At 63.6% G+C, this 17,959-nt stretch carries 22 protein-coding genes; 11 read left to right on the plus strand and 11 right to left on the minus strand.

What is annotated here, in order from left to right:
- Positions 1–24: 24 nt before the first annotated feature.
- Positions 25–1,308 (minus strand): HNH endonuclease signature motif containing protein, encoded by a 1,284-nt coding sequence (locus MTX34_RS10455; RefSeq protein WP_243609392.1) that lies wholly within the window; start codon positions 1,306–1,308, stop codon positions 25–27.
- A gap of 249 nt (positions 1,309–1,557) precedes the next feature.
- On the opposite strand from MTX34_RS10455, the gene MTX34_RS10460 reads away from it, so the two are divergent.
- Positions 1,558–2,793 carry a molybdopterin-dependent oxidoreductase gene (locus MTX34_RS10460; protein WP_243609502.1) on the plus strand — a complete coding sequence of 412 codons (1,236 nt, stop codon included), beginning with the start codon at positions 1,558–1,560 and terminating at the stop codon, positions 2,791–2,793.
- 108 nt (positions 2,794–2,901) lie between these two features.
- The gene (locus MTX34_RS10465) at positions 2,902–4,155 is read left to right on the plus strand and encodes an Nramp family divalent metal transporter (RefSeq protein ID WP_243609393.1); all 1,254 of its coding nucleotides are present in this window, start codon (positions 2,902–2,904) and stop codon (positions 4,153–4,155) included.
- On the opposite strand, the gene MTX34_RS10470 is transcribed toward MTX34_RS10465, so the two are convergent.
- Both MTX34_RS10470 and MTX34_RS10475 read right to left on the minus strand, forming a co-directional pair.
- Positions 4,152–4,595: an SRPBCC family protein gene (locus tag MTX34_RS10470; RefSeq protein WP_243595575.1), complete on the minus strand. Its 444-nt coding sequence runs from the start codon at positions 4,593–4,595 to the stop codon at positions 4,152–4,154. The genes MTX34_RS10465 and MTX34_RS10470 overlap by 4 nt on opposite strands.
- Before the next feature lie 29 nt (positions 4,596–4,624).
- Positions 4,625–5,599 (minus strand): D-2-hydroxyacid dehydrogenase, encoded by a 975-nt coding sequence (locus MTX34_RS10475; protein ID WP_243609394.1) that lies wholly within the window; start codon positions 5,597–5,599, stop codon positions 4,625–4,627.
- A 32-nt stretch (positions 5,600–5,631) separates the two neighbouring features.
- On the opposite strand from MTX34_RS10475, the gene MTX34_RS10480 reads away from it, so the two are divergent.
- Positions 5,632–6,138, plus strand: a complete 507-nt coding sequence (locus MTX34_RS10480) for a GNAT family N-acetyltransferase (RefSeq protein WP_243609395.1) — start codon at positions 5,632–5,634, stop codon at positions 6,136–6,138.
- A gap of 10 nt (positions 6,139–6,148) precedes the next feature.
- The gene (locus MTX34_RS10485) at positions 6,149–6,709 is read left to right on the plus strand and encodes a sugar O-acetyltransferase (protein WP_243609396.1); all 561 of its coding nucleotides are present in this window, start codon (positions 6,149–6,151) and stop codon (positions 6,707–6,709) included.
- Here the strand turns inward: MTX34_RS10485 and MTX34_RS10490 are convergent.
- A complete protein-coding gene (locus tag MTX34_RS10490; protein WP_243609397.1) occupies positions 6,701–8,284 on the minus strand; it encodes an ABC transporter permease in 1,584 nt (527 codons plus the stop codon). The genes MTX34_RS10485 and MTX34_RS10490 overlap by 9 nt on opposite strands.
- A complete protein-coding gene (locus tag MTX34_RS10495; RefSeq protein ID WP_374639313.1) occupies positions 8,281–9,081 on the minus strand; it encodes an ABC transporter ATP-binding protein in 801 nt (266 codons plus the stop codon). The genes MTX34_RS10490 and MTX34_RS10495 overlap by 4 nt, the downstream gene beginning before the upstream one ends.
- Positions 9,082–9,117: 36 nt before the next feature.
- Here MTX34_RS10495 and MTX34_RS10500 point away from each other — a divergent pair, with 36 nt between their 5' ends.
- A complete protein-coding gene (locus MTX34_RS10500) occupies positions 9,118–9,921 on the plus strand; it encodes an SDR family oxidoreductase (RefSeq protein ID WP_243609398.1) in 804 nt (267 codons plus the stop codon).
- 6 nt (positions 9,922–9,927) lie between these two features.
- Here MTX34_RS10500 and MTX34_RS10505 read toward each other — a convergent pair whose 3' ends face one another.
- The gene (locus MTX34_RS10505; protein ID WP_243609399.1) at positions 9,928–10,710 is read right to left on the minus strand and encodes a pirin-like bicupin family protein; all 783 of its coding nucleotides are present in this window, start codon (positions 10,708–10,710) and stop codon (positions 9,928–9,930) included.
- 30 nt (positions 10,711–10,740) lie between these two features.
- A complete protein-coding gene (locus MTX34_RS10510; protein ID WP_121871542.1) occupies positions 10,741–11,259 on the minus strand; it encodes a VOC family protein in 519 nt (172 codons plus the stop codon).
- An 87-nt stretch (positions 11,260–11,346) separates the two neighbouring features.
- Here MTX34_RS10510 and MTX34_RS10515 point away from each other — a divergent pair, with 87 nt between their 5' ends.
- Genes MTX34_RS10515 through MTX34_RS10525 form a run of 3 tightly spaced genes read left to right on the plus strand, consistent with a single transcriptional unit; the run spans position 11,347 to position 13,341 of the window.
- A complete protein-coding gene (locus tag MTX34_RS10515) occupies positions 11,347–11,799 on the plus strand; it encodes a MarR family winged helix-turn-helix transcriptional regulator (RefSeq protein WP_243609400.1) in 453 nt (150 codons plus the stop codon).
- On the plus strand, positions 11,796–12,518 hold the full coding sequence (locus MTX34_RS10520; RefSeq protein WP_243609401.1) for a pirin family protein: 723 nt from the start codon (positions 11,796–11,798) through the stop codon (positions 12,516–12,518). The genes MTX34_RS10515 and MTX34_RS10520 overlap by 4 nt, the downstream gene beginning before the upstream one ends.
- A gap of 13 nt (positions 12,519–12,531) precedes the next feature.
- Positions 12,532–13,341 (plus strand): alpha/beta fold hydrolase, encoded by an 810-nt coding sequence (locus MTX34_RS10525; RefSeq protein ID WP_243609402.1) that lies wholly within the window; start codon positions 12,532–12,534, stop codon positions 13,339–13,341.
- Between the two features lie 2 nt (positions 13,342–13,343).
- On the opposite strand, the gene MTX34_RS10530 is transcribed toward MTX34_RS10525, so the two are convergent.
- Entirely contained in the window at positions 13,344–13,778 is a 435-nt protein-coding gene (locus MTX34_RS10530; RefSeq protein WP_243609403.1) for a MarR family winged helix-turn-helix transcriptional regulator, read from the minus strand.
- A gap of 62 nt (positions 13,779–13,840) precedes the next feature.
- Here MTX34_RS10530 and MTX34_RS10535 point away from each other — a divergent pair, with 62 nt between their 5' ends.
- The 3 genes from MTX34_RS10535 (at position 13,841) to MTX34_RS10545 (ending at position 15,235) form a co-directional block, all read left to right on the plus strand.
- A complete protein-coding gene (locus tag MTX34_RS10535) occupies positions 13,841–14,212 on the plus strand; it encodes a VOC family protein (RefSeq protein WP_243609404.1) in 372 nt (123 codons plus the stop codon).
- 214 nt (positions 14,213–14,426) lie between these two features.
- Complete coding sequence (locus MTX34_RS10540) at positions 14,427–15,014, plus strand: helix-turn-helix domain-containing protein (protein ID WP_243609405.1); 588 nt, start codon at positions 14,427–14,429, stop codon at positions 15,012–15,014.
- Between the two features lie 8 nt (positions 15,015–15,022).
- Positions 15,023–15,235: a hypothetical protein gene (locus MTX34_RS10545; RefSeq protein WP_243609406.1), complete on the plus strand. Its 213-nt coding sequence runs from the start codon at positions 15,023–15,025 to the stop codon at positions 15,233–15,235.
- A 1-nt stretch (position 15,236) separates the two neighbouring features.
- Here MTX34_RS10545 and MTX34_RS10550 read toward each other — a convergent pair whose 3' ends face one another.
- The 3 genes from MTX34_RS10550 to MTX34_RS10560 form a co-directional block, all read right to left on the minus strand.
- Positions 15,237–15,722: a GNAT family N-acetyltransferase gene (locus MTX34_RS10550; RefSeq protein WP_243609407.1), complete on the minus strand. Its 486-nt coding sequence runs from the start codon at positions 15,720–15,722 to the stop codon at positions 15,237–15,239.
- On the minus strand, positions 15,722–16,663 hold the full coding sequence (locus MTX34_RS10555; protein WP_243595590.1) for a DUF808 domain-containing protein: 942 nt from the start codon (positions 16,661–16,663) through the stop codon (positions 15,722–15,724). Before MTX34_RS10555 ends, MTX34_RS10550 begins: the two co-directional genes overlap by 1 nt.
- Before the next feature lie 112 nt (positions 16,664–16,775).
- Positions 16,776–17,939, minus strand: a complete 1,164-nt coding sequence (locus MTX34_RS10560) for an NADH:flavin oxidoreductase/NADH oxidase (RefSeq protein WP_243595591.1) — start codon at positions 17,937–17,939, stop codon at positions 16,776–16,778.
- Positions 17,940–17,959: the final 20 nt, after the last annotated feature.

Consider the following 17,959-nt stretch of genomic DNA (forward strand, 5'->3'; position numbering starts at 1 on the left):
TAACTTGCCCTCGAGGACCCCATTTCATGCAGCCTGCCGCCAATTCGTGATCAGGACATCGGTCGCGTAGCTGAGGTCGAGACCTTCCCCACCCCAGTTCGGCACGATGGCGTCGGGCGCGATGTCGCCGTACCGTCGCTTGATCTCGTCGGCGTCTCCGGACACCGCGGGAGCGTGGATGATCTCGGTTCCCGAGGGATGGCGGAACGAAAAGCGTTGATCACCACGGGCTTCGATGAAGAAGTACCCGTCGTGCAACGCTCGATGATGCTCGCCGCACAGCAGGACCAGGTTGTCGAGTGACGTCGCACCTCCCCGTGAGCGGTAGGTGACGTGGTGCGCATGCATGAAGCGGGTTCGGCCGCACCCCGGCACCGCGCAGCATCGGTCTCGAATGATCAACTGACGCATCTGCGTTCGGCTCGGTGCTTTCGCGGTCGAACTCCACCGCACCGTTTTTCCGAGTCGGCCGTGGCCGACAGTCCGCATGACCGCAGAACACAGCACCTGAGCCAAGGTCTCGTCGTCCAACCCCGGACCGTCGTCGAAATGGGCATGATCGCAGCCCGCTACGTCGCTGCCGCCGATGTGCACCAGCACCTCTGCAGCAGGGGAGACAACCGGGGAGTCGACGGCATCACACGCCATCTCGGCCATGGCAATCATTGCCGGCACCGGGTCGGCGGGAGCAGGAGCTGCACGGTCGGCCCCTACCTCTTCGTCTGTTCGAGTGCGCTCGTACTCCGCTCTGGTCAACGCAGCCAGGAATCGCTTGCCGTCCTCCGGGCGAAACCGCGCCGTGAGCAGCAAGGAGCCGTCCTCCTCGTCCCAGCGCCACCGCCCGACGCACGGATCGAGGTCGACGCCGTTGCCCCTGTTCGGACGCATCGCCTTCTTCAGGCCGCGACAGAGCCGTTCGATATGCGCGGCGGGTGCATCCAGCGCTTTCTGCAGCAGCGATGCCTCGTTCTCGGCCGTGGCCACCCGGGTCATGGCTCGTACCTTGGAGTACGAGATCGTGCCGCTGAGATACGCCGAGGTGATCAGCGGCAGTTCTCGCATCGCTTTGGCCACCCGCACCTGCTCACGGGCCGTGTGCAGATCGACTCCCGCACGCCAGGACAACCAATGCGCACAGGACCGCACTTCCCAGGCCGCCCATCCGCGTCGAGCATCGAACTCACCCACCAGAATCAGATACTGCGCCGACGCCGCAGCGATCTGCCCGGCCAGAGCGCAGATTTCGGTCTCGATTTCTTTCATCTCGATCCGTCCCGCCTCGGATCGCGCCTCGGTCATGTCGATCATGAACGCCCCCATTCATCGAATGCATGTTCGACGAACAGTAGAACGAGGCACCGACAAGATCCTCTCGACGAGGGTCCGATACGTCCCCGCGGGGACGTATCGGCTTGCTTTCTCGCTGTTCGGCCCGATACTGACACCGGATGCTGGTTCCGAGCGAGCGAAGGGCGGTAGGCGCACGTGAGCGACGACCCGCCGGTACCCGAGCAGGCCACGAGGCATCCGGCACTGCCTGGGCAGCGAATGCCCTACATGGCCGACGCACGCAACCCGCTCGCTCGCTTCCGCAGTCCGCTGCGCGGCACGTGGTTGACGTCATTGTTCGGTGCGGTACTCCTGGTGGCGCTGCCGATCATCATCGTGACGGGTCTGCTCTCGTACAGCGCGTACGGCCCGCAGTTCGGCCAGGCCAGGCCCGGTGCCGTGGGGTGGCTACGGTTGCCCTTCTTCGACTGGCCGACGAACCCTGCCTGGCTCTACCAACTCACGCAGGGCCTGCACGTCGGGCTCGGTCTCATCATCGTGCCGCTCGTCATCGCCAAACTCTGGTCGGTGATGCCCAAGCTCGTCGAACTACCACCGGTGCGGTCACCCGCGCATGCGCTCGAACGTCTGTCTCTGCTGGCTCTCGTGGGCGGCCTGCTGTTCGAGATCGTCACCGGTGTTCTCAACATCCAGTACGACTACGTGTTCGGCTTCGATTTCTACGCCGCTCACTACTTCGGCGCCTGGGTGTTCATCTCCGGATTTCTCGTTCACCTCGGCCTCAAGGTTCCGCTGATGTGGCGCACCCTGAGATCCGAATCCCTGATGGATGTGTTGCGCGCCAGGAACGAAGCTCCGGACAAGCAGAACGACGACAACCCCCCGGCTACCATGAATCGCCGCGGTGCCATCGGATTGGTGGCTGCCGGAATGGGTTTCGTTGCCGTGTTGACAGTAGGCCAGACGCTCGGCGGAGTGCTGCGCAAGGCTGCCATTCTGCTACCCCGCGGGCGCTCCAACGGCGACGGCCCCAACGACTTTCAGATCAACCGAACGGCCGAAGCGGCGGGAATCACCGAGGCCCAAACCGGTGCCGACTGGCAACTGATGATCAGCAGTGCAGCCGACGACGCCGTCCCGATCGTGCTGTCTCGAGGCAGGCTGCTGTCGATGCCGCAGCGCACCGCCGAACTTCCGATCGCGTGCGTCGAAGGATGGTCCACGACGCAGACCTGGACCGGCGTCCCGTTGGCCGAACTCGCCGCGCTGGCGGGCGTGCCCGCACCGCGGTCGGCAGAGGTGAGCTCGCTCGAACAGAACGGATCGTTCACCCGTGCGGTGCTGCAGGGAAATCAAGCGGCGCACCCGAACTCGTTGCTGGCGCTGAAAGTCAACGGCGTCGATCTCTCGCTCGATCACGGCTATCCCGCACGCGTGATCGTGCCTGCTCTCCCAGGCGTCCACAACACCAAATGGGTTGCTCGTATCGTGTTCCGCTCGTGACGAACAGGGGCCGAACCCGGCGGCGGGGGAGTCGGCTTGCCAGGGACCTCCACTTTCATAAAGAGTGAGGCAGGTCACTGAGCAGACGCCGGCCCGCGAGGAGAACCGATGACCGAAACCACTGCACCGCCCCCGAAATGGAAGGTGGTCGGCCCTGGACTGGTGGTCGCCGCAACCGGCATCGGCGCCGCCGACCTCGTCGCGACACTGGTCGCCGGGTCACGATACGGCTACGCACTGCTGTGGGTGATCATCGTCGGTGTCGTCATGAAAGTCGTTCTGGTGGAAGGTGCCGGCCGCTACACGTTGGCGTCGGGAAACACGATCTTCCAGGGCTGGCGTTCGCTGGGTAAGTGGACGACGGTGTATTTCGCGCCCTACATCGTGATCTGGGGATTCGTCTACGGCGCTGCGGCGATGTCGTCGAGCGCGCTGCCGATCGTCGCACTGTTCCCCGCACTGGATCTCAAGGTCGTCGCCATCGCATCCGGACTCCTCGGGTTCGCATTGATCTCGCTCGGTAGCTACGGGTTCTTCGAGAAGATCATCACCGTCTTCGTCGGCATCATGTTCGTCACGGTCATCGGCGCCGCGGTAGTGGCTGTTCCGAACGTTCCCGCGATCGTCAAGGGCATCGTTCCCACCATTCCCGACGGCTCGATCGTGTACGTCCTCGGCCTCGCCGGTGGCGTCGGTGGCACCATCACGCTCGCTGCATACGGCTACTGGCTACGCGAGAAGGGCTGGATCACACCGAAATTCATGCGCGTCATGCGCATCGACAATTCGATGGCCTACGTCATCTCGGGCATTTTCGTCCTCGCGATGCTCATCGTCGGTGCCGAACTGCTGTACTCGTCGCAGATCGCGATCTCCACCGGCGATCAGGGCTTGGTTCAGCTCTCCGACGTGCTGGCCGAGCGCTACGGCACGGTGTTCGGCTACGTGTTCCTCATCGGATTCTGGTCGGCGTCGTTCTCGTCGCTGATCGGGGTGTGGAACGGCGTGAGCCTGATGTTCGCGGACTTCGTCGGCAATCTGAAGGGGCTCGAACAGGGCCACTCGGACACGCGTGTGGGCGGCAAGTACTTCCGCTGGTACGTCGCGTGGTTGACGTTTCCGCCCATGGCGCTGCTGTGGCTCGACCAACCGATCGGGCTCGTACTGACGTACGGCGTGCTCGGGGCGGTGTTCATGCCGTTCCTGGCGGTCACGTTGTTGATTCTGCTCAACAGCGATCGGGTGCCGACGCAATGGCGCAACGGCTGGTTCACCAACCTCACGCTGGGTGTCTGTGCATTGCTGTTCGCGTGGCTCGCCGTCGACCAGGTATTGGATGCCCTCGACAAATACGTGTACTAGTCGGCGGCTTCCAGGCGGGCCCGCAGTGTCGACTCCGTGTGCTTGATCGCCTGACCCACAACCGGCTCCACTACCGCACCCAGCACCTTGCCTGCGATTCCGCCGGGCAGGCTGTAGCGGAACACCACATCCAGACGGGTACCGCCGTCTGCCGTATCGGAGAACGACCACGTGGACGAGTTGGACAGGCCCTCGACCGATTCGAGCGTCAGCTTCTCGTTGTGGACCCATTCGGTCACGTGCACAACGGAGGTGAGGGCCTTCGGACCGATCTGCATCGTCGCGTCGTACCTGGCACCGAGGCCTGAGGTGACCTCGCTCGTCGGCTCGAACCGGGTGATGCCGAACATCCACTGCGGGACGTTTCTGAAGTCGTCCATATAGGCGAACGCCGCGTCACGGCTGGTCGACGCAACGGCCGAACGATTGATTTCACGCACTCGTGCACCCTAGTACACGCTACGGAGTGTTACGTATACTTTGGCGCGTCGTTCTGTCTGCGCACGTACCCCAACCGCATGTCCACGACGTTGACCAGTGCCGAACCACGGACGTATCGCTGCAGGTTGTCCTCGAACAACGCCCACAGACGGTCGGCGAAGTCATCGGCGTCGCCCGCCAGATGCGCAGTCAGGATGACGTTGTCCATGCCCCACAGCGGGCTCGTATCCGGCAGCGGCTCGACCTCGAACACGTCCAACACGGCCCACCGGATCTCTCCGGAAGCCAGGGCGTCGCACAGGGCTCGTTCGTCGACGACGGGCCCGCGAGCGATGTTGACCAGGCCCGAATCGGGACGCATGGCCGCGAGCACCTCTCCGTCGACGAGACCGCGGGTGGCATCGGTCAACGGTGCCGCCAGCACGATCACGTCGTACTCGCCCGCATACGTGGGTAGTTGCCGAACATTGCGGATTCGCGTGAACTCCGTGTCACCGGACCGCTCGGACGTTGCCGCGGCATCCACGCGCATTCCGAGGGCACCGAGCACTCGGCCGATCTCGCGCCCGATGGAACCGGGTCCGACGACGAGAGCGGAGCGACCGCGAATCCCGTTGGTGATTCTGTGCTCCCAGACTCGCTCGCGTTGTCGAGCAAGCGCTTGTGGCAGTTTCTTGACCGACGCCAGAATGCCGGCGGCGACGTACTCGGCGATCGCGCGGTCGAGGATTCCACCGGAGTTCGTCAGCGTCCACGACCCCTCGCGCAGAGCCGGATCGAGCAGTCGATCGACGCCGGCACTCGACGAGTGGATCCACCGAAGATTCTCGGCCTTCGGCCATACGGCCCGCAGATCGGCGGTCTCGAACGTCCGGAACAGCAGCACCTCGGCCCACGGCACCGCGTCGGCGAGTTCGGCGATCGTGCAACTCCGAAACTCGGCACCGTCCAACGGGGGAAGGACCTTCCGGTCCGAATCGTTCTCGACCACAAGCACGTTCACCACAGGACTCGCCACCTCCGTACGATGGCACCGTGCTCACCGTAGAACTCGCATCTGCCGCCGACGCGGCAACGATACTCGGCCTCCGGCACGCTGCCGAGGACTGGCTGTTCGCTCGTGGAATCGATCAGTGGACGCCACGCGAGGTACCTCTCACCACGATCGCTGCGCAGATCGACGCGGGAGAGTTCCATGTCGCCCGATACGATCACAGGGGACCGATCGTCGCCGCACTACGGTTGATCGACTCCGATCCGGACATCTGGCCCGACCAGGACGTATCGGCCTGCTACGTCCACGGATTGGTGATCGACAGAAGAGAGGCCGGCACCGGCCTCGGCACGTTGCTGCTCGAGTGGGCGTCGGAGCAGACCCGTCGGGAGGGGCGATCCCTGCTGCGTCTGGACTGCGCCGAGACCAACGGTGAGTTGCGCAGTTACTACCTGAATCAGGGGTTCCGCTACGTCGGCCGCCGCGAGTTCGCCGAGGGCAGTTCGTGGTTCAGCGTGGCCCTGTTCGAGAAGCCGACCGATCGGTAGCCTGTCATCCATGAACGAGAACCGGGATCGAATGCTGCGCGGCGAGCTCTACCGAGAGAGTGATCCCGAGTTGGTGGCGTCCCGGGTGTCGTGCGGGAAGCTGCTCGACCGGTTCAACGCGACCACGGCAGACCGGAACGCAGAAAGGCGTGAACTGCTCAGCGAGCTGCTCGGATCCATCGGAGACGATTCGTCGATCATGCCCAGATTCCAATGCGACTACGGCACTTACATTTCCATCGGGTCGAACACTTTCCTCAACTACGACGCAATCCTGTTGGACTGCGCGCCGATCACCATCGGTGACGACGTATCGATCGGCCCACGGGCGCAACTGCTGACGGCGCTGCATCCGATGGAGGATCACGAGGCGCGCCGAACACGCTGGGAGAGCGCTCTTCCCATCACCATAGGAAACAACGTGTGGTTGGGTGGCGGGGTCATCGTCTGCCCAGGAGTCACGATCGGCGACAACTCGGTGATCGGTGCAGGCAGCGTCGTCACCCGGGACGTGCCGTCGCACACCTTCGCGGCCGGCAACCCGTGTCGGGCAATTCGCGCTCTACCGTGAGATCACCTCGTGCAGGATCTTGTCGGAGTCACTGACCAACGTGTCGACGGCCACCCGCGCACCCCACCACATCCCCAGCCACCCGACGGCCGCGGCCACGGGAACGGACAGATACGCGAAGGCACCGGGGAGGAGTAGTGCCAGTAGCAGAGCGGGCAGTACCGACACCGCGAGTACAACTATTGCCAGCATGAGCAGGGCGAACGAACCTCCGTTGAACGACCCTCGCGTGTTGAGAGAGAAGGCCTTGGTCGGTTCGGGAACCGGATAGGCGGCACGGACGGAGACCATGACGATGAGGCCCGCGCTGACCCCGAGCATCGACAGCGTGACCGAGATGGGGATTGCCAATCGGTCGAATCCGAGGTCACCGAATACGCGGACGACCGCCGTGGGCACGATCGCGAAGGGTGCAGCCACGATCAGCCAGGCGAGCTGCCGGCCACGAACGTCGTCGCGCAGAGCTTGCGGAATCATCACCAGGTGCCACATCGAACCGCCGTCGAGGCCGTACAGATTCGATCCCGCGCCCATCGCCATGAAGATCACGATCCACGCGCCCCATGCTGCACTGAACGGAATCGAGTCGGTCACCAACGGACCGACGCCTCCGAGCACCGCGAAGATGAGGACCGACAGCAGCTGACTTCGACGACGCATATCGCCGCGCCACAGGGACAGCTCTCGCATCACCACCGCACCGATCCGCGATGCCCGCCAGCCGGTATCGCCGTTACGACCCTCTGCTGCCACCTGCTTCCGCGACGCGCCGTACGAGGCGGACACCCGTCCCTCGAAGAGCCGAAGCACAAGTCGCTGCCACGACCACACCACTACACCGTCGAGCAGCAACAGTCCCGCCACTGCGCCGATCGCCAGGAGCCAGTTACCGTCCAGCGCAGCATCCACACCGGTGATTCCCCAGCTGAACGGAATCGAATGTGCCAGTGTCAGAGGCCAGGTCACTTCACCCGACAGCACCCGCGAGAAGTTCTGGGTGATGGGGAACTGCAGGAAGTACAGCCCGCCGAACACCGCACCGAACGCCAGCAGAGCGAACTCTCGACTACGTCGACTCTTCAGTAGCTGAGACATCGCCACGGTGACCACTCTGGACAGTGACACGAAGAGCACCACGGTCGCGGGCCAAGCCACCAGAGCGACCGGAAGTGCTGCGAGGGAACGGGACACGGCATAGATCGGGATCGACGCAGTCGCAATGGCCGTCAACGGCACCACCATGCCGAACGCCGACGTGCCCAACAACGCACGAGCCAGGCGTGCGGGTTCGACCGACAGCATCTGGAAGTGGCGGGGCTGGATGTTGTCGTCCGAGATTCCCGAGAGCACCGGGAACAGCACCCAGCTCAGGCCGATCAGGGTCAGCCCGAGGCTCACGGTGCCGCCGACCAACACCTGCGAGTCTCCACTGCGCGCAGACAACACACACGCCACGACCGCGAATACCAGTCCCAGCAACCCGAACACGGCTTTCACCACTGCTTGCCCGCCCTTGAACTGCCTGCGGTAGAGCGTGATTCGCATCTGCAGGACGGTTCGGCCGAGGGACGTCACGAGCGCATCCAGGACAGGCCGTCGGGGTTCTGCTCGCGAGTACCGACCAGGCGAACGAAGGCGTCGTCCAGGCTTCCCCCCGCACGGACCTCGTCCACCGTTCCCGCGGCGACGACGCGGCCGCCGGTGATGACGCCGACGTGGGTGCAGAGCTGCTCGACGAGGGCCATCACGTGGCTCGACAGAATCACCGAGCCGCCGGACCGGACGAATTGGATCAGAATGTTGCGAATGGTGGTGGAGGAGATGGGGTCGACCGCCTCGAACGGTTCGTCCAACACCAGCAGCCGTGGACCGTGCAGCAATGCCGAGGCCAGTCCGATCTTCTTGGTCATGCCCGCGGAGTAGTCGGCGATGACGGTTCCCCCGGCATCCGCCAGATCCAGCGCGTCCAGCAGCTCGTCTCGACGCTGTGCGATCACGTCCTCCGGCATCGCGCGCAGTCGTCCGAAGTACGTCAGCAGCTCGTGGCCGGTGAACTGCGAGGGCAGAGCGAGCCCGTCGGGGAGCACGCCCAACAGTTCTTTTGCGGCGATGGGATCGGCCCAGACATCTCGTCCGAACACCAGACTTCGGCCGTACTGTGGCCTGAGCAGACCGACCGCCATGGACAGGCACGTCGTCTTACCTGCGCCGTTCGGGCCGACGAGGCCGAACATCGATCCGGGTGGAACCATCAGCGAGAGGTCGTCGACGGCAACCTTGGGACCGAAGGCCATACACAGGTGCTCGATCAGCAGGGCGGCAGAGTTCGTTTGCACGGGTAACAGACTAACCGGTATGGGGTGATTCGTCATGCGGTACGAACCGACTGCACCGGTACCATTCCGGACATGAATCGCACCGCAGTGGTCACCGGAGCTTCGTCGGGTATCGGACGCGCGGTCGCGCAGGCGCTCGTCGCCCGGGGCTATCGAGTGATCGGCACGTCCCGCAATCCGGCATCGATGACCGACGCCCAGCGGGCCACCGGCGTCGAGTATCGCGCTCTCGATCTCACCGAAGCCGACTCGATCCGCACCTTCGTCGCCGATCTCGGTGACGTCGACGTCCTGGTCAACAACGCCGGTGAGAGTCAGTCCGGTCCGTTCGAGGAACTACCGACCGACGCCATCGAGCGACTGTTCCAATTGAACGTCTTCGGCGCAGTGACGCTGTCGCAGAGCGTCATTCCCGGCATGCGTGCGCGCGGGTACGGCCGCATCGTCATGGTCGGCTCGATGCTGGCCAGCTTCCCGCTCGCCTACCGCTCGTCCTACGCCTCGACGAAGGCCGCCATCAAGGGCTTCTCCGACGCGGCGCGCCTGGAACTGTCGCCCTACGGCGTGTGGATGACCACCGTCGAGCCGGGATCGATCAACACCGGAATCAGCGAGCGGCGAACCAAGTACATCGCACCGGATTCGGTCCACCGAGACGACTTCCACACCGCGATCTCATCCCTGGACCGCAACGAAGGAACCGGCATCTCCGCCGAGGATGTCGCCGAGGTGGTGCTGAAGGCCATCGAGGCGGACAAGCCGAAACCGTTGTACGCCAGGGGCAGCAACGCACCGGTCGTATTTCTTGCGCGGCGGTTGCTGCCAGCGACGTTCATGGAGAAGACGATCGCGAAGATGTTCGGTCTGAAGAGGTAGCAGACCTCACCCGGCGATCGCGGCGTGCATCTCCCACACGATCACTTCGGCTCCGGTTGCGGTGCTCAGCTTCTGCCCGCCGCCTCCGGAGATCCGCACGGCGTCGCCCTCGGCGAGTACGCCGACTCCCTCGAGCATCGCTTCACCCTCGGCGACGAAGATGTGCACGAACGGCGCGTCGGGCACATCGACCGGGGCTTGCCCTGGCTGCAGACGGGCAGCGTGCATGGCGGCGTACTTGTTCTTGATGCGGATCGCCGCGTGGTCGGCGTGATGAGCCATGCCTGACGCCACGGGAACCAGTCCGCCACTGAGCAATTCGCCGTCGATTTCGAGCTGCTCGTAGCCCGGGGTGATGCCCTGCTCGTCCGGGACCACCCACATCTGCACGAAGCGAACGGGATCGCCGTGCTTGCCCGAGTACGAGCCGGCGGTCTCACCGAGTCGCCACGAATCGTTCTTCTCGGAGTGCAGGATTCCCGTACCTGCGCTCATCCGCTGCGCGAGACCGGGGTAGATGACGCCGGTATGGCCCATCGAATCCTGGTGCACCAGCGAACCCTGCAGGACCCAGGTGACGATTTCCATGTCGCGGTGCGGATGGGTGTCGAATCCCTGACCGGGAGTGACGATGTCGTCCTTGTTGACCATCAGGACACCGTGGTGGGTGTTGCCACGGTCGAAGTGGTTGCCGAAGGAGAAGGAGTGCTTGGAGTCGAGCCAGCCGATCCTGGTCTTGAATCGGTCGTCGGCTCGACGGACGTCGAGTGTGGTTGCTGCAGAGGTCATGTCATTGCCTCGGATCTCGAAGTGTGGGGGTCAGAGAACGTGCGAGCCGTACATCTCACCGAGAGGATCGGCAATCAGTTCCAGGCGGGCACCGTCGGGGTCGCGGAAGTACAGGGAGACCTCGCTGTGCTCGATCAGTTCGACTCCGGCGTCGATCAGCTTGGAACGCAGGTGTTCCCACCTGGTGGGCTCGACACTGATCGCCACGTGATGGAGACCGCCGAGCACCTCTGCGTAAGGTCCGACATCGAGGCCGGGAAAATCGAAGAACGCCAACAGATTGCTGTTGCCGATATCGAAGAAGAAGTGCGAAGACCCGGGATAGTCACGGTTCTCGATGAGCTCGGTGAGCGGAAACTCGAGCAGATCCTGGTAGAAGCGGACCGTTGCTTCGACGTCGCTGCTGACCAATGCGGTGTGATGGAGGCCGCGAGCCGAGGAAGCAGGCCGCTCACCGGCAGGCTTCAGGTGCTGCCGACGAATGCGTTCCCGCTGCTCTTCGTGTTCCTGCGCGCGGCGTGTCTCTTCGGCAGTCAGTTCGTTGGTCATCGCTCCACCCTCCGAGGTCAAGTAGTTGCTTCGTCAACTACTGAGAACAGTACACCTGCTAGTTGCGTTGTCAACTACTATGGGCGCATGGATTCACCACGGTGGCTGAGCAAGGACGAACAGCGGGCCTGGCGCGCATACCTCGACGCAACGCGGCTATTGCTTCGCGATCTCGACAATCAGCTCACGCGCGACTCCGGGATCTCGTTCACCGACTTCGAGCTGCTGGTGGTGCTTTCCGAAGCACCCGACCGTCGACGCCGCATGAGCGAACTCGCCGACGCCGTCACCACCACTCGCAGCGGCGTGACAAGGGCCATCAGTCGACTGGTCGACTGCGGCTGGGTCCGGCGCGTCAAATGCGACGACGACAAGCGAGGAATGTCTGCCGAACTCACCGAGGCCGGCATGAACACCCTCGCCGCCGCCAGCCCCGGGCACGTCGAAGCCGTACGGAAGAACATGTTCGATCTGATCGACCCCAACGATCTCGCGGCCGTCACACGAACGTTCTCGGCAATGCGGGACAACGCGTCGTGACCCTCACCCACATTCCCAGCGAACAACGGCATCACTGGTGGAACGAATGGCTCGATTCCCAGCAGTCTTTCCCCGCCACCGGAAACTACGATCTGCCGGCCAATGCGCATGGACTGTTGATGGTGCACAACGAGGACACGGTGTCCCCGGGCGAGGGGTTCGACTCCCATCAGCACGAGAACATGGAGATCCTCACCTGGGTACTCGAGGGAACGCTCGAACACACGGATTCCGAGGGTCATTCCGGGCTGATCCGCCCCGGGCTGATTCAGCGAATGAGTGCGGGCACCGGCATTCGCCGCACCGAACGCAACGCATCGAGCCTGACCGGCCGCGACAAGCTACGCGTCGTGCAGATGTGGATCCCACCCGATACCGACGGGAGGGTGCCGTCGTACGACGAGCGCGACGTTCGAGACGAGTTGGCGAATGGCGAGCTCGTCTGCGTGGCATCGGGAATCCCAGGAAGAAGTGGAGTGAACATCGGCAATCGTTTTGCGGCACTCCACGTTGCGCGGCTCGAGCCCGGACAGTCGATCACCGTTCCCGACGCGCCGTTCGGTCACGTTTTCATCGCCGACGGTTCGGCGGTGTTCGAGGACATCGGCAACCTGGCCCAGGGCGACGCGGTGCGACTGACCTCGACCGGCGGGCACCGTGTGACAGCATCGACCGCGAGCGAAATCATGATCTGGGAAATGCACGCCACCTTCGCCTGAGGGAGTTTCGACCGTGCCGACCGTGATCACCGACGATGCCGTCACCCTGAACTATCTCGACGAGGGCACCGGCCCGGCCGTTGTTCTGATCGCCGGATTCTGTGCGCCCGCGACCACCTGGGTGCTACAGCAGAAGGCGTTGGTGGCGAACGGATATCGGGTGTTGGCGCTCGATCGACGAGGGCACGGTGCCTCGGAGGCACCGACACACGGCGCGTCCATGGAGCGGCACGGGCGTGATGTGGCCAATTTCCTCGCGGCCGTGGGAGTCACGGACGTCGTCCTGATCGGCGGGTCGATGGGGGCGAGCACCGTGTGGTCGTACATCTCGCAGTTCGGCACCGAGCATGTGCGAGCCATCGTGTCGGTCGATCAGACACCGAAGATGGTGAACAGCGACGATTGGCCCAACGGCTTCTACGGCCTCACCGAGGACAACCGAACCACGTTCTTCGACAACGGAATACCAGATACCGGCCACGGCCGACCCCAGTGGAAATCGATACCGTCGCTGTTGAAGCTGATACTCGCACTGAAGGCAATGCCGAAGATGGCGTCACCCGACACCCCACCGATGAAGGCTCTGCTCGCCGATCATGCTGCGCAGGATTGGCGCTCGACCATCGCGGGCATCGACAAGCCGTACCTCATGATGGCCGGACGCGACAGCCAGTTCTGGCCTGCTGCACATGCTTCCGAGTCCGTCGACAACAATCCCCACGGTCGGTCGGTAGTGCTGGACAAGTGCGGTCACGCCGCGAACATGGACCGGCCGAACGAGTTCAACGCGGCGATGCTGGGGTTCCTCGACTCGATCGAGTGACATCACGAGGTTCGGTTCCCGTCCAACGCCTCAGCGCAGGTAACCAGATTGCGATGCAACACTTCTCGCTCCTGCGCGGACAGTGAGGTGATCATGGTGCGTTCCACGTCGGCAACGGCGGCAGATGCTTGCCGCAGTCGTTCGATTCCCCGCTTCGTCACGTACAAACGCTGGTCTCGACCGCTGCCCTCGATCTCCACCAAGCCATTGCGTGTGAGACCGGCCAACAGCTGATGGGTTGCTTGCCGGCTGACGAACACCGCGCGAGCGAGCTCTGCATTGGACAATCCCGGCTTGTGCGCGAGGAGTTCGAGGCTCGAGTACTGCGAGACGGTGATGTCGAGATCGCGTAGACAATCGTCCATTGCCGAACGCAGGGCGGAGGTGGCTCGCTTGAGGGCGTAACCGATCGAGGTGTCGACGTCCACTTGACTCATGTCAATATCTTGACATACGTTGAACTCGTCAAGAACTTGACGAACCACCGAAAGGAACCAACATGACCACCGCTACCGTCTCCGGACCGAGCTTCCTCTCGCTGCAAGTACGCGACCTCGCCGCCAGCGCAGACTTCTACGAAAGCCGGCTCGGCCTGGTCCGCGCACCGCAGGCACCCCCGGGCGCGGTGGTGTTCACGACCTCGCCGATACCGTTCGCGGTCCGAAACCCAGCGCCCGGAACCGATCTCGACAGCGGACAGCCGGGACTCGGGGTTGCGCTGTGGCTCGAATGCGACGACGCCGAGGCGCTGCACGAGACACTGGTCGCCGCTGACGTCACCATCCTCACGGCACCCTTCGACGGACCGTTCGGGAAGACCTTCGTCCTGTCCGACCCGGACGGATATGCCGTGACCGTGCACAGCGGCTAGTACCGTCGCCCCATGTCGAACCGCCTGATCGACCGCCTGATCGAGGCAGCCAACGCACCTCGACGAGCTGCGAAGCCGCCCGGTCCGATCCTGCACGCCTTCACCAGTCGTGGTTGGACTCGGAGCTCTTCTGATCGTGTTCCTGCAGGAGCGGTCCCCGGCGTAATTCCGAAAGAACTATTGCGAAACTTTTCTTTCGGGTTATGGTTGGTGCATGAGCCCACCCCCACCGCCCCGGACGCCACGCAAGCTGACGGACATGTCAGAACTCAAGGCGCTGGCGCACCCGATTCGGCTGCGCTTGCTCTACGCGTTGCGGGCCAACAAGTCGATGACGGCGACTCAGCTCGGCGATCTGGTGGACGAGTCACCCGCGTCGGTGAGCTATCACCTGCGCAAACTTGCCGAACACGGGTTCGTCAAGGAGGTCGAGAACGGATCGGACAAGCGTCAACGCTGGTGGTCCGAGGCCAACGAGGAAGGGTTCAGCTGGTCCGAGAACGACTTCTCCGATTCGCCGGAGTCGTTGTCGGTTGCCAAGGCGTCCAAGGACTCCTGGTTGGCGCACCAGTGGTCTCGGCTACGCGATTTCGATCGGACATCTGAATCCTGGGGGCCGGAGTGGGTATCGGCTGCCTTCAGCACCGACAACGTCCTGCGACTGACAGCGAGCGAAACCGCCGAGATGGACGTGGAATTACGTGCCGTCGTGGACAGGTGGCGTCGACACGGGGAAACCGCGACCTCGGAGGAGCGCGAACACGTCATGGTTCTGATGCACGGATTCCCCACGACACCATAGGAGTTGGCATGTATCCGTTCGATCCGCACACATACCTCTTCATCACCGAGCACGATCGCGAGCAGCGACTACTTCGGTCCGAGCGCCACAGACTCTCTGCTGCGCAGAAACGCCTGCGGCGCGATGAACTCCGCGTGCAACGAGCGTGGGACGAGTTGACGGCATCGCTCGCCGACGTTTCTGCATCGGAGCGACGAGTTCTCGAGCTGGCGCAAAGCTGATTCAGCACAGAGATTTTTCGAACCACACCTCGGCAAAGGGTTCATTGTTGAACGCGGGCACCTCCTGGTAGCCGAGCTTTGCGTACAGCCGCCGCGCTTCCACCAGATCTGCCCTGGTGTCCAAACGAATACACGTACGGTGCGACTGCTGGACGAATCCTTCGAGAAACTCGACTATCGACGCTCCGACACCGCTGCCCCGTGCCGAGGCGTCTACGAACAACCGCGTCAGCTCTGCGGTGTCGTCGGACACGAAACGGATGCCTCCACAACCGACCAGCTCCGACCCCAGATACGCGACGACCAACAGGCCCGAATCTCCAGTGAGGTCGTCGCTCGGTTCGTCGATCAAGGCTCGAAGCACTTCGTCGTCCGACGCTTCTCGACCGTGGAAGCGCCCGACCACATCGACGTAATAGCGAAACAGGATCTCGGAAGCCGGCTCCGAGGCTGGATGAACGACGGCGAATGTGGCAGCGAGAGCCACTACTTTGCGGCAGCCCGCTTGGCGAGCGCCTTCGAGATCCCGAGCTGCGCAACCACGATGATGCAACCGACGATCGCGCCGATGACCGCCGACGCGAGGGTATTGACGATCCACGCCAGCACTCCGCCGATGCCGGCCACTCCGCGGACTGCGTCTTCGCCGTGGTGCACGAGTTCGTAGATGGGGTGGAATCCGAGCTCGTCGATGCCGACGAGCAGGATGTGTCCACCGACCCACAGCATCGCTGCGGTACCGACGACCGACAGCACCGACATGACCTTGGGCATGCCCTTGACCAGGCCTCGGCCGAACTTCTCGACGAACCCGGTGGAGCCGTCGGCCAGTTTCAGACCGATGTCGTCCATCTTGACGATCAGCGCGACGACTCCATACACGACGATCGTGATGACCACGGCGACGACCGCGAGGATGATCAGTCGACTCCAGAAGCCCTCTGCAGCAATGGTGTCCAGCGCGATAACCATGATCTCGGCGGACAGAATCAGATCGGTGCGTACCGCTCCGGAGACCACGGTGTCCTCGTCGCGCGGCTCGTCCTCGGCGGCGGCGTGATGGTCGCCGTGACCGAACAGTGCGCCCCAGATCTTGTGCGCGGCCTCGTAGCTGAGGTAGCACCCGCCGAGCATGAGAATCGGCGTGAGCAGCCACGGCACGAACTGACTGAGCAGCAGCGCGATCGGCAGGATGATCAGCAGCTTGTTCCGCAACGAGCCCACGGCGATGCGTTTGATGATGGGCAGTTCACGCTCGGCTGCGAGACCACGAACGTACTGCGGCGTCACCGCTGCGTCGTCGATCACGACACCGGCCGCCTTCGCCGTGGCCTTACCGGTCGCTGCACCGACATCATCGATGGATGCAGCTGCCAGACGAGCCAGCGCTGCCACGTCGTCGAGCAGGGCTACGAGTCCGCCGGCCATCACAAACCTCCGCTTCGATACGAGAACACCGCTGGGCTCCTCATGATGCGAGCCCTTGGAACCCTACCGTCCGCAGGTGGTCTGTGATCGCCGTCCGGCCCCCTCCTGGTTACTACGCGATCTTGCGCTCCTGTTCGACCTCGACGACCTTCGCCGGCGGCAGTCCGATGCTCGGGTCGTGTCCGCGGAAATTCTTCAGCCACCAGCTCCAGTCCTCGGGCACCAGCGAGAACGGGTCACCATGGCCGAGCTCGCGTGCAGCCCACACCGGCCAGTGCGGGTTGGCCAACGCCGGACGACCGAGCAACACCACGTCGATTTTGCCGTCGCGGATCACGGTGTCCGCATTTTCCGGAACTCCCAGATTCCAGCTGCAGGTCACCGGGATATCCAGCTCACGCTTGACCCGTGCGGCCCGCTCGACCATGAACCCCATGTCGCCGAACGGCGGGTCCACCATGTCGTCGGTATTGAAGCCCAGGCTGACGTCGGCCATGTCCAGGCCGTGTTCCTTCATCCATCCGATGGCGATCATGGATTCGTCGAACTGAACCCCGTCCGGGTGGTGGTCGTCCGAGCCCAATCGCATGGTGAGCGGGAACTTCTCGGGCCACACCTCGCGCACCGCATCGAGTGCCTCGAGGTGGAACCGTGCCCGGTTCTCCAAGCTTCCGCCGTACTGGTCGGTGCGCTGGTTCGCCAGTGGGGAGAAGAAGCTTGCCCCGAGGTAGCCGTGCGCGTAGTGCATTTCGAGCCATTCGTACCCTGCCTCCGCGGCTCGGACGGCTGCGTCGGCGTAGCTCTGGTGGATAGCCTTGATCTCGGGCACGGTGAGTTCGTGGACGGGAAACGAGTGGTCGCCGCCGTAGGGAATCGCCGACGGCGCAACACATTCCCAACCGTCGGGATGGTCTGCCGGAAGCTGGTGTCCGCCCTGCCACGGCGGCACTTCGCTGCCTTTGCGTCCGGTGTGACCCAACTGAATCGCCGGCACCGAACCCATCTGCTTGATCATCGACGCCACGCGAGCGTGACCCTCGATCTGATCGTCGTCGTAGATTCCGGCGCACCCGGGAGTGGTGCGTCCGTCGGGCGTGATCGCCACCTGCTCCGGGAACACCATCCCGAAACCGCCGGCTGCGCGCGCACCGAGATACATGAGATGAAAGTCGTTCATCTTTCCGTCGACGGCGCGATACATCGTCATCGGCGACATGGCGATTCGATTTCGAAGCGTCACCCCTTTGAGGGTGAACGGGCTGAAGAGATCCGGCATGACGGTGGTCCTTTCCTGAG

It is taken from the genome of Rhodococcus sp. ARC_M5 (assembly GCF_022810405.1).
Lineage (GTDB): Bacteria > Actinomycetota > Actinomycetes > Mycobacteriales > Mycobacteriaceae > Rhodococcoides > Rhodococcoides navarretei.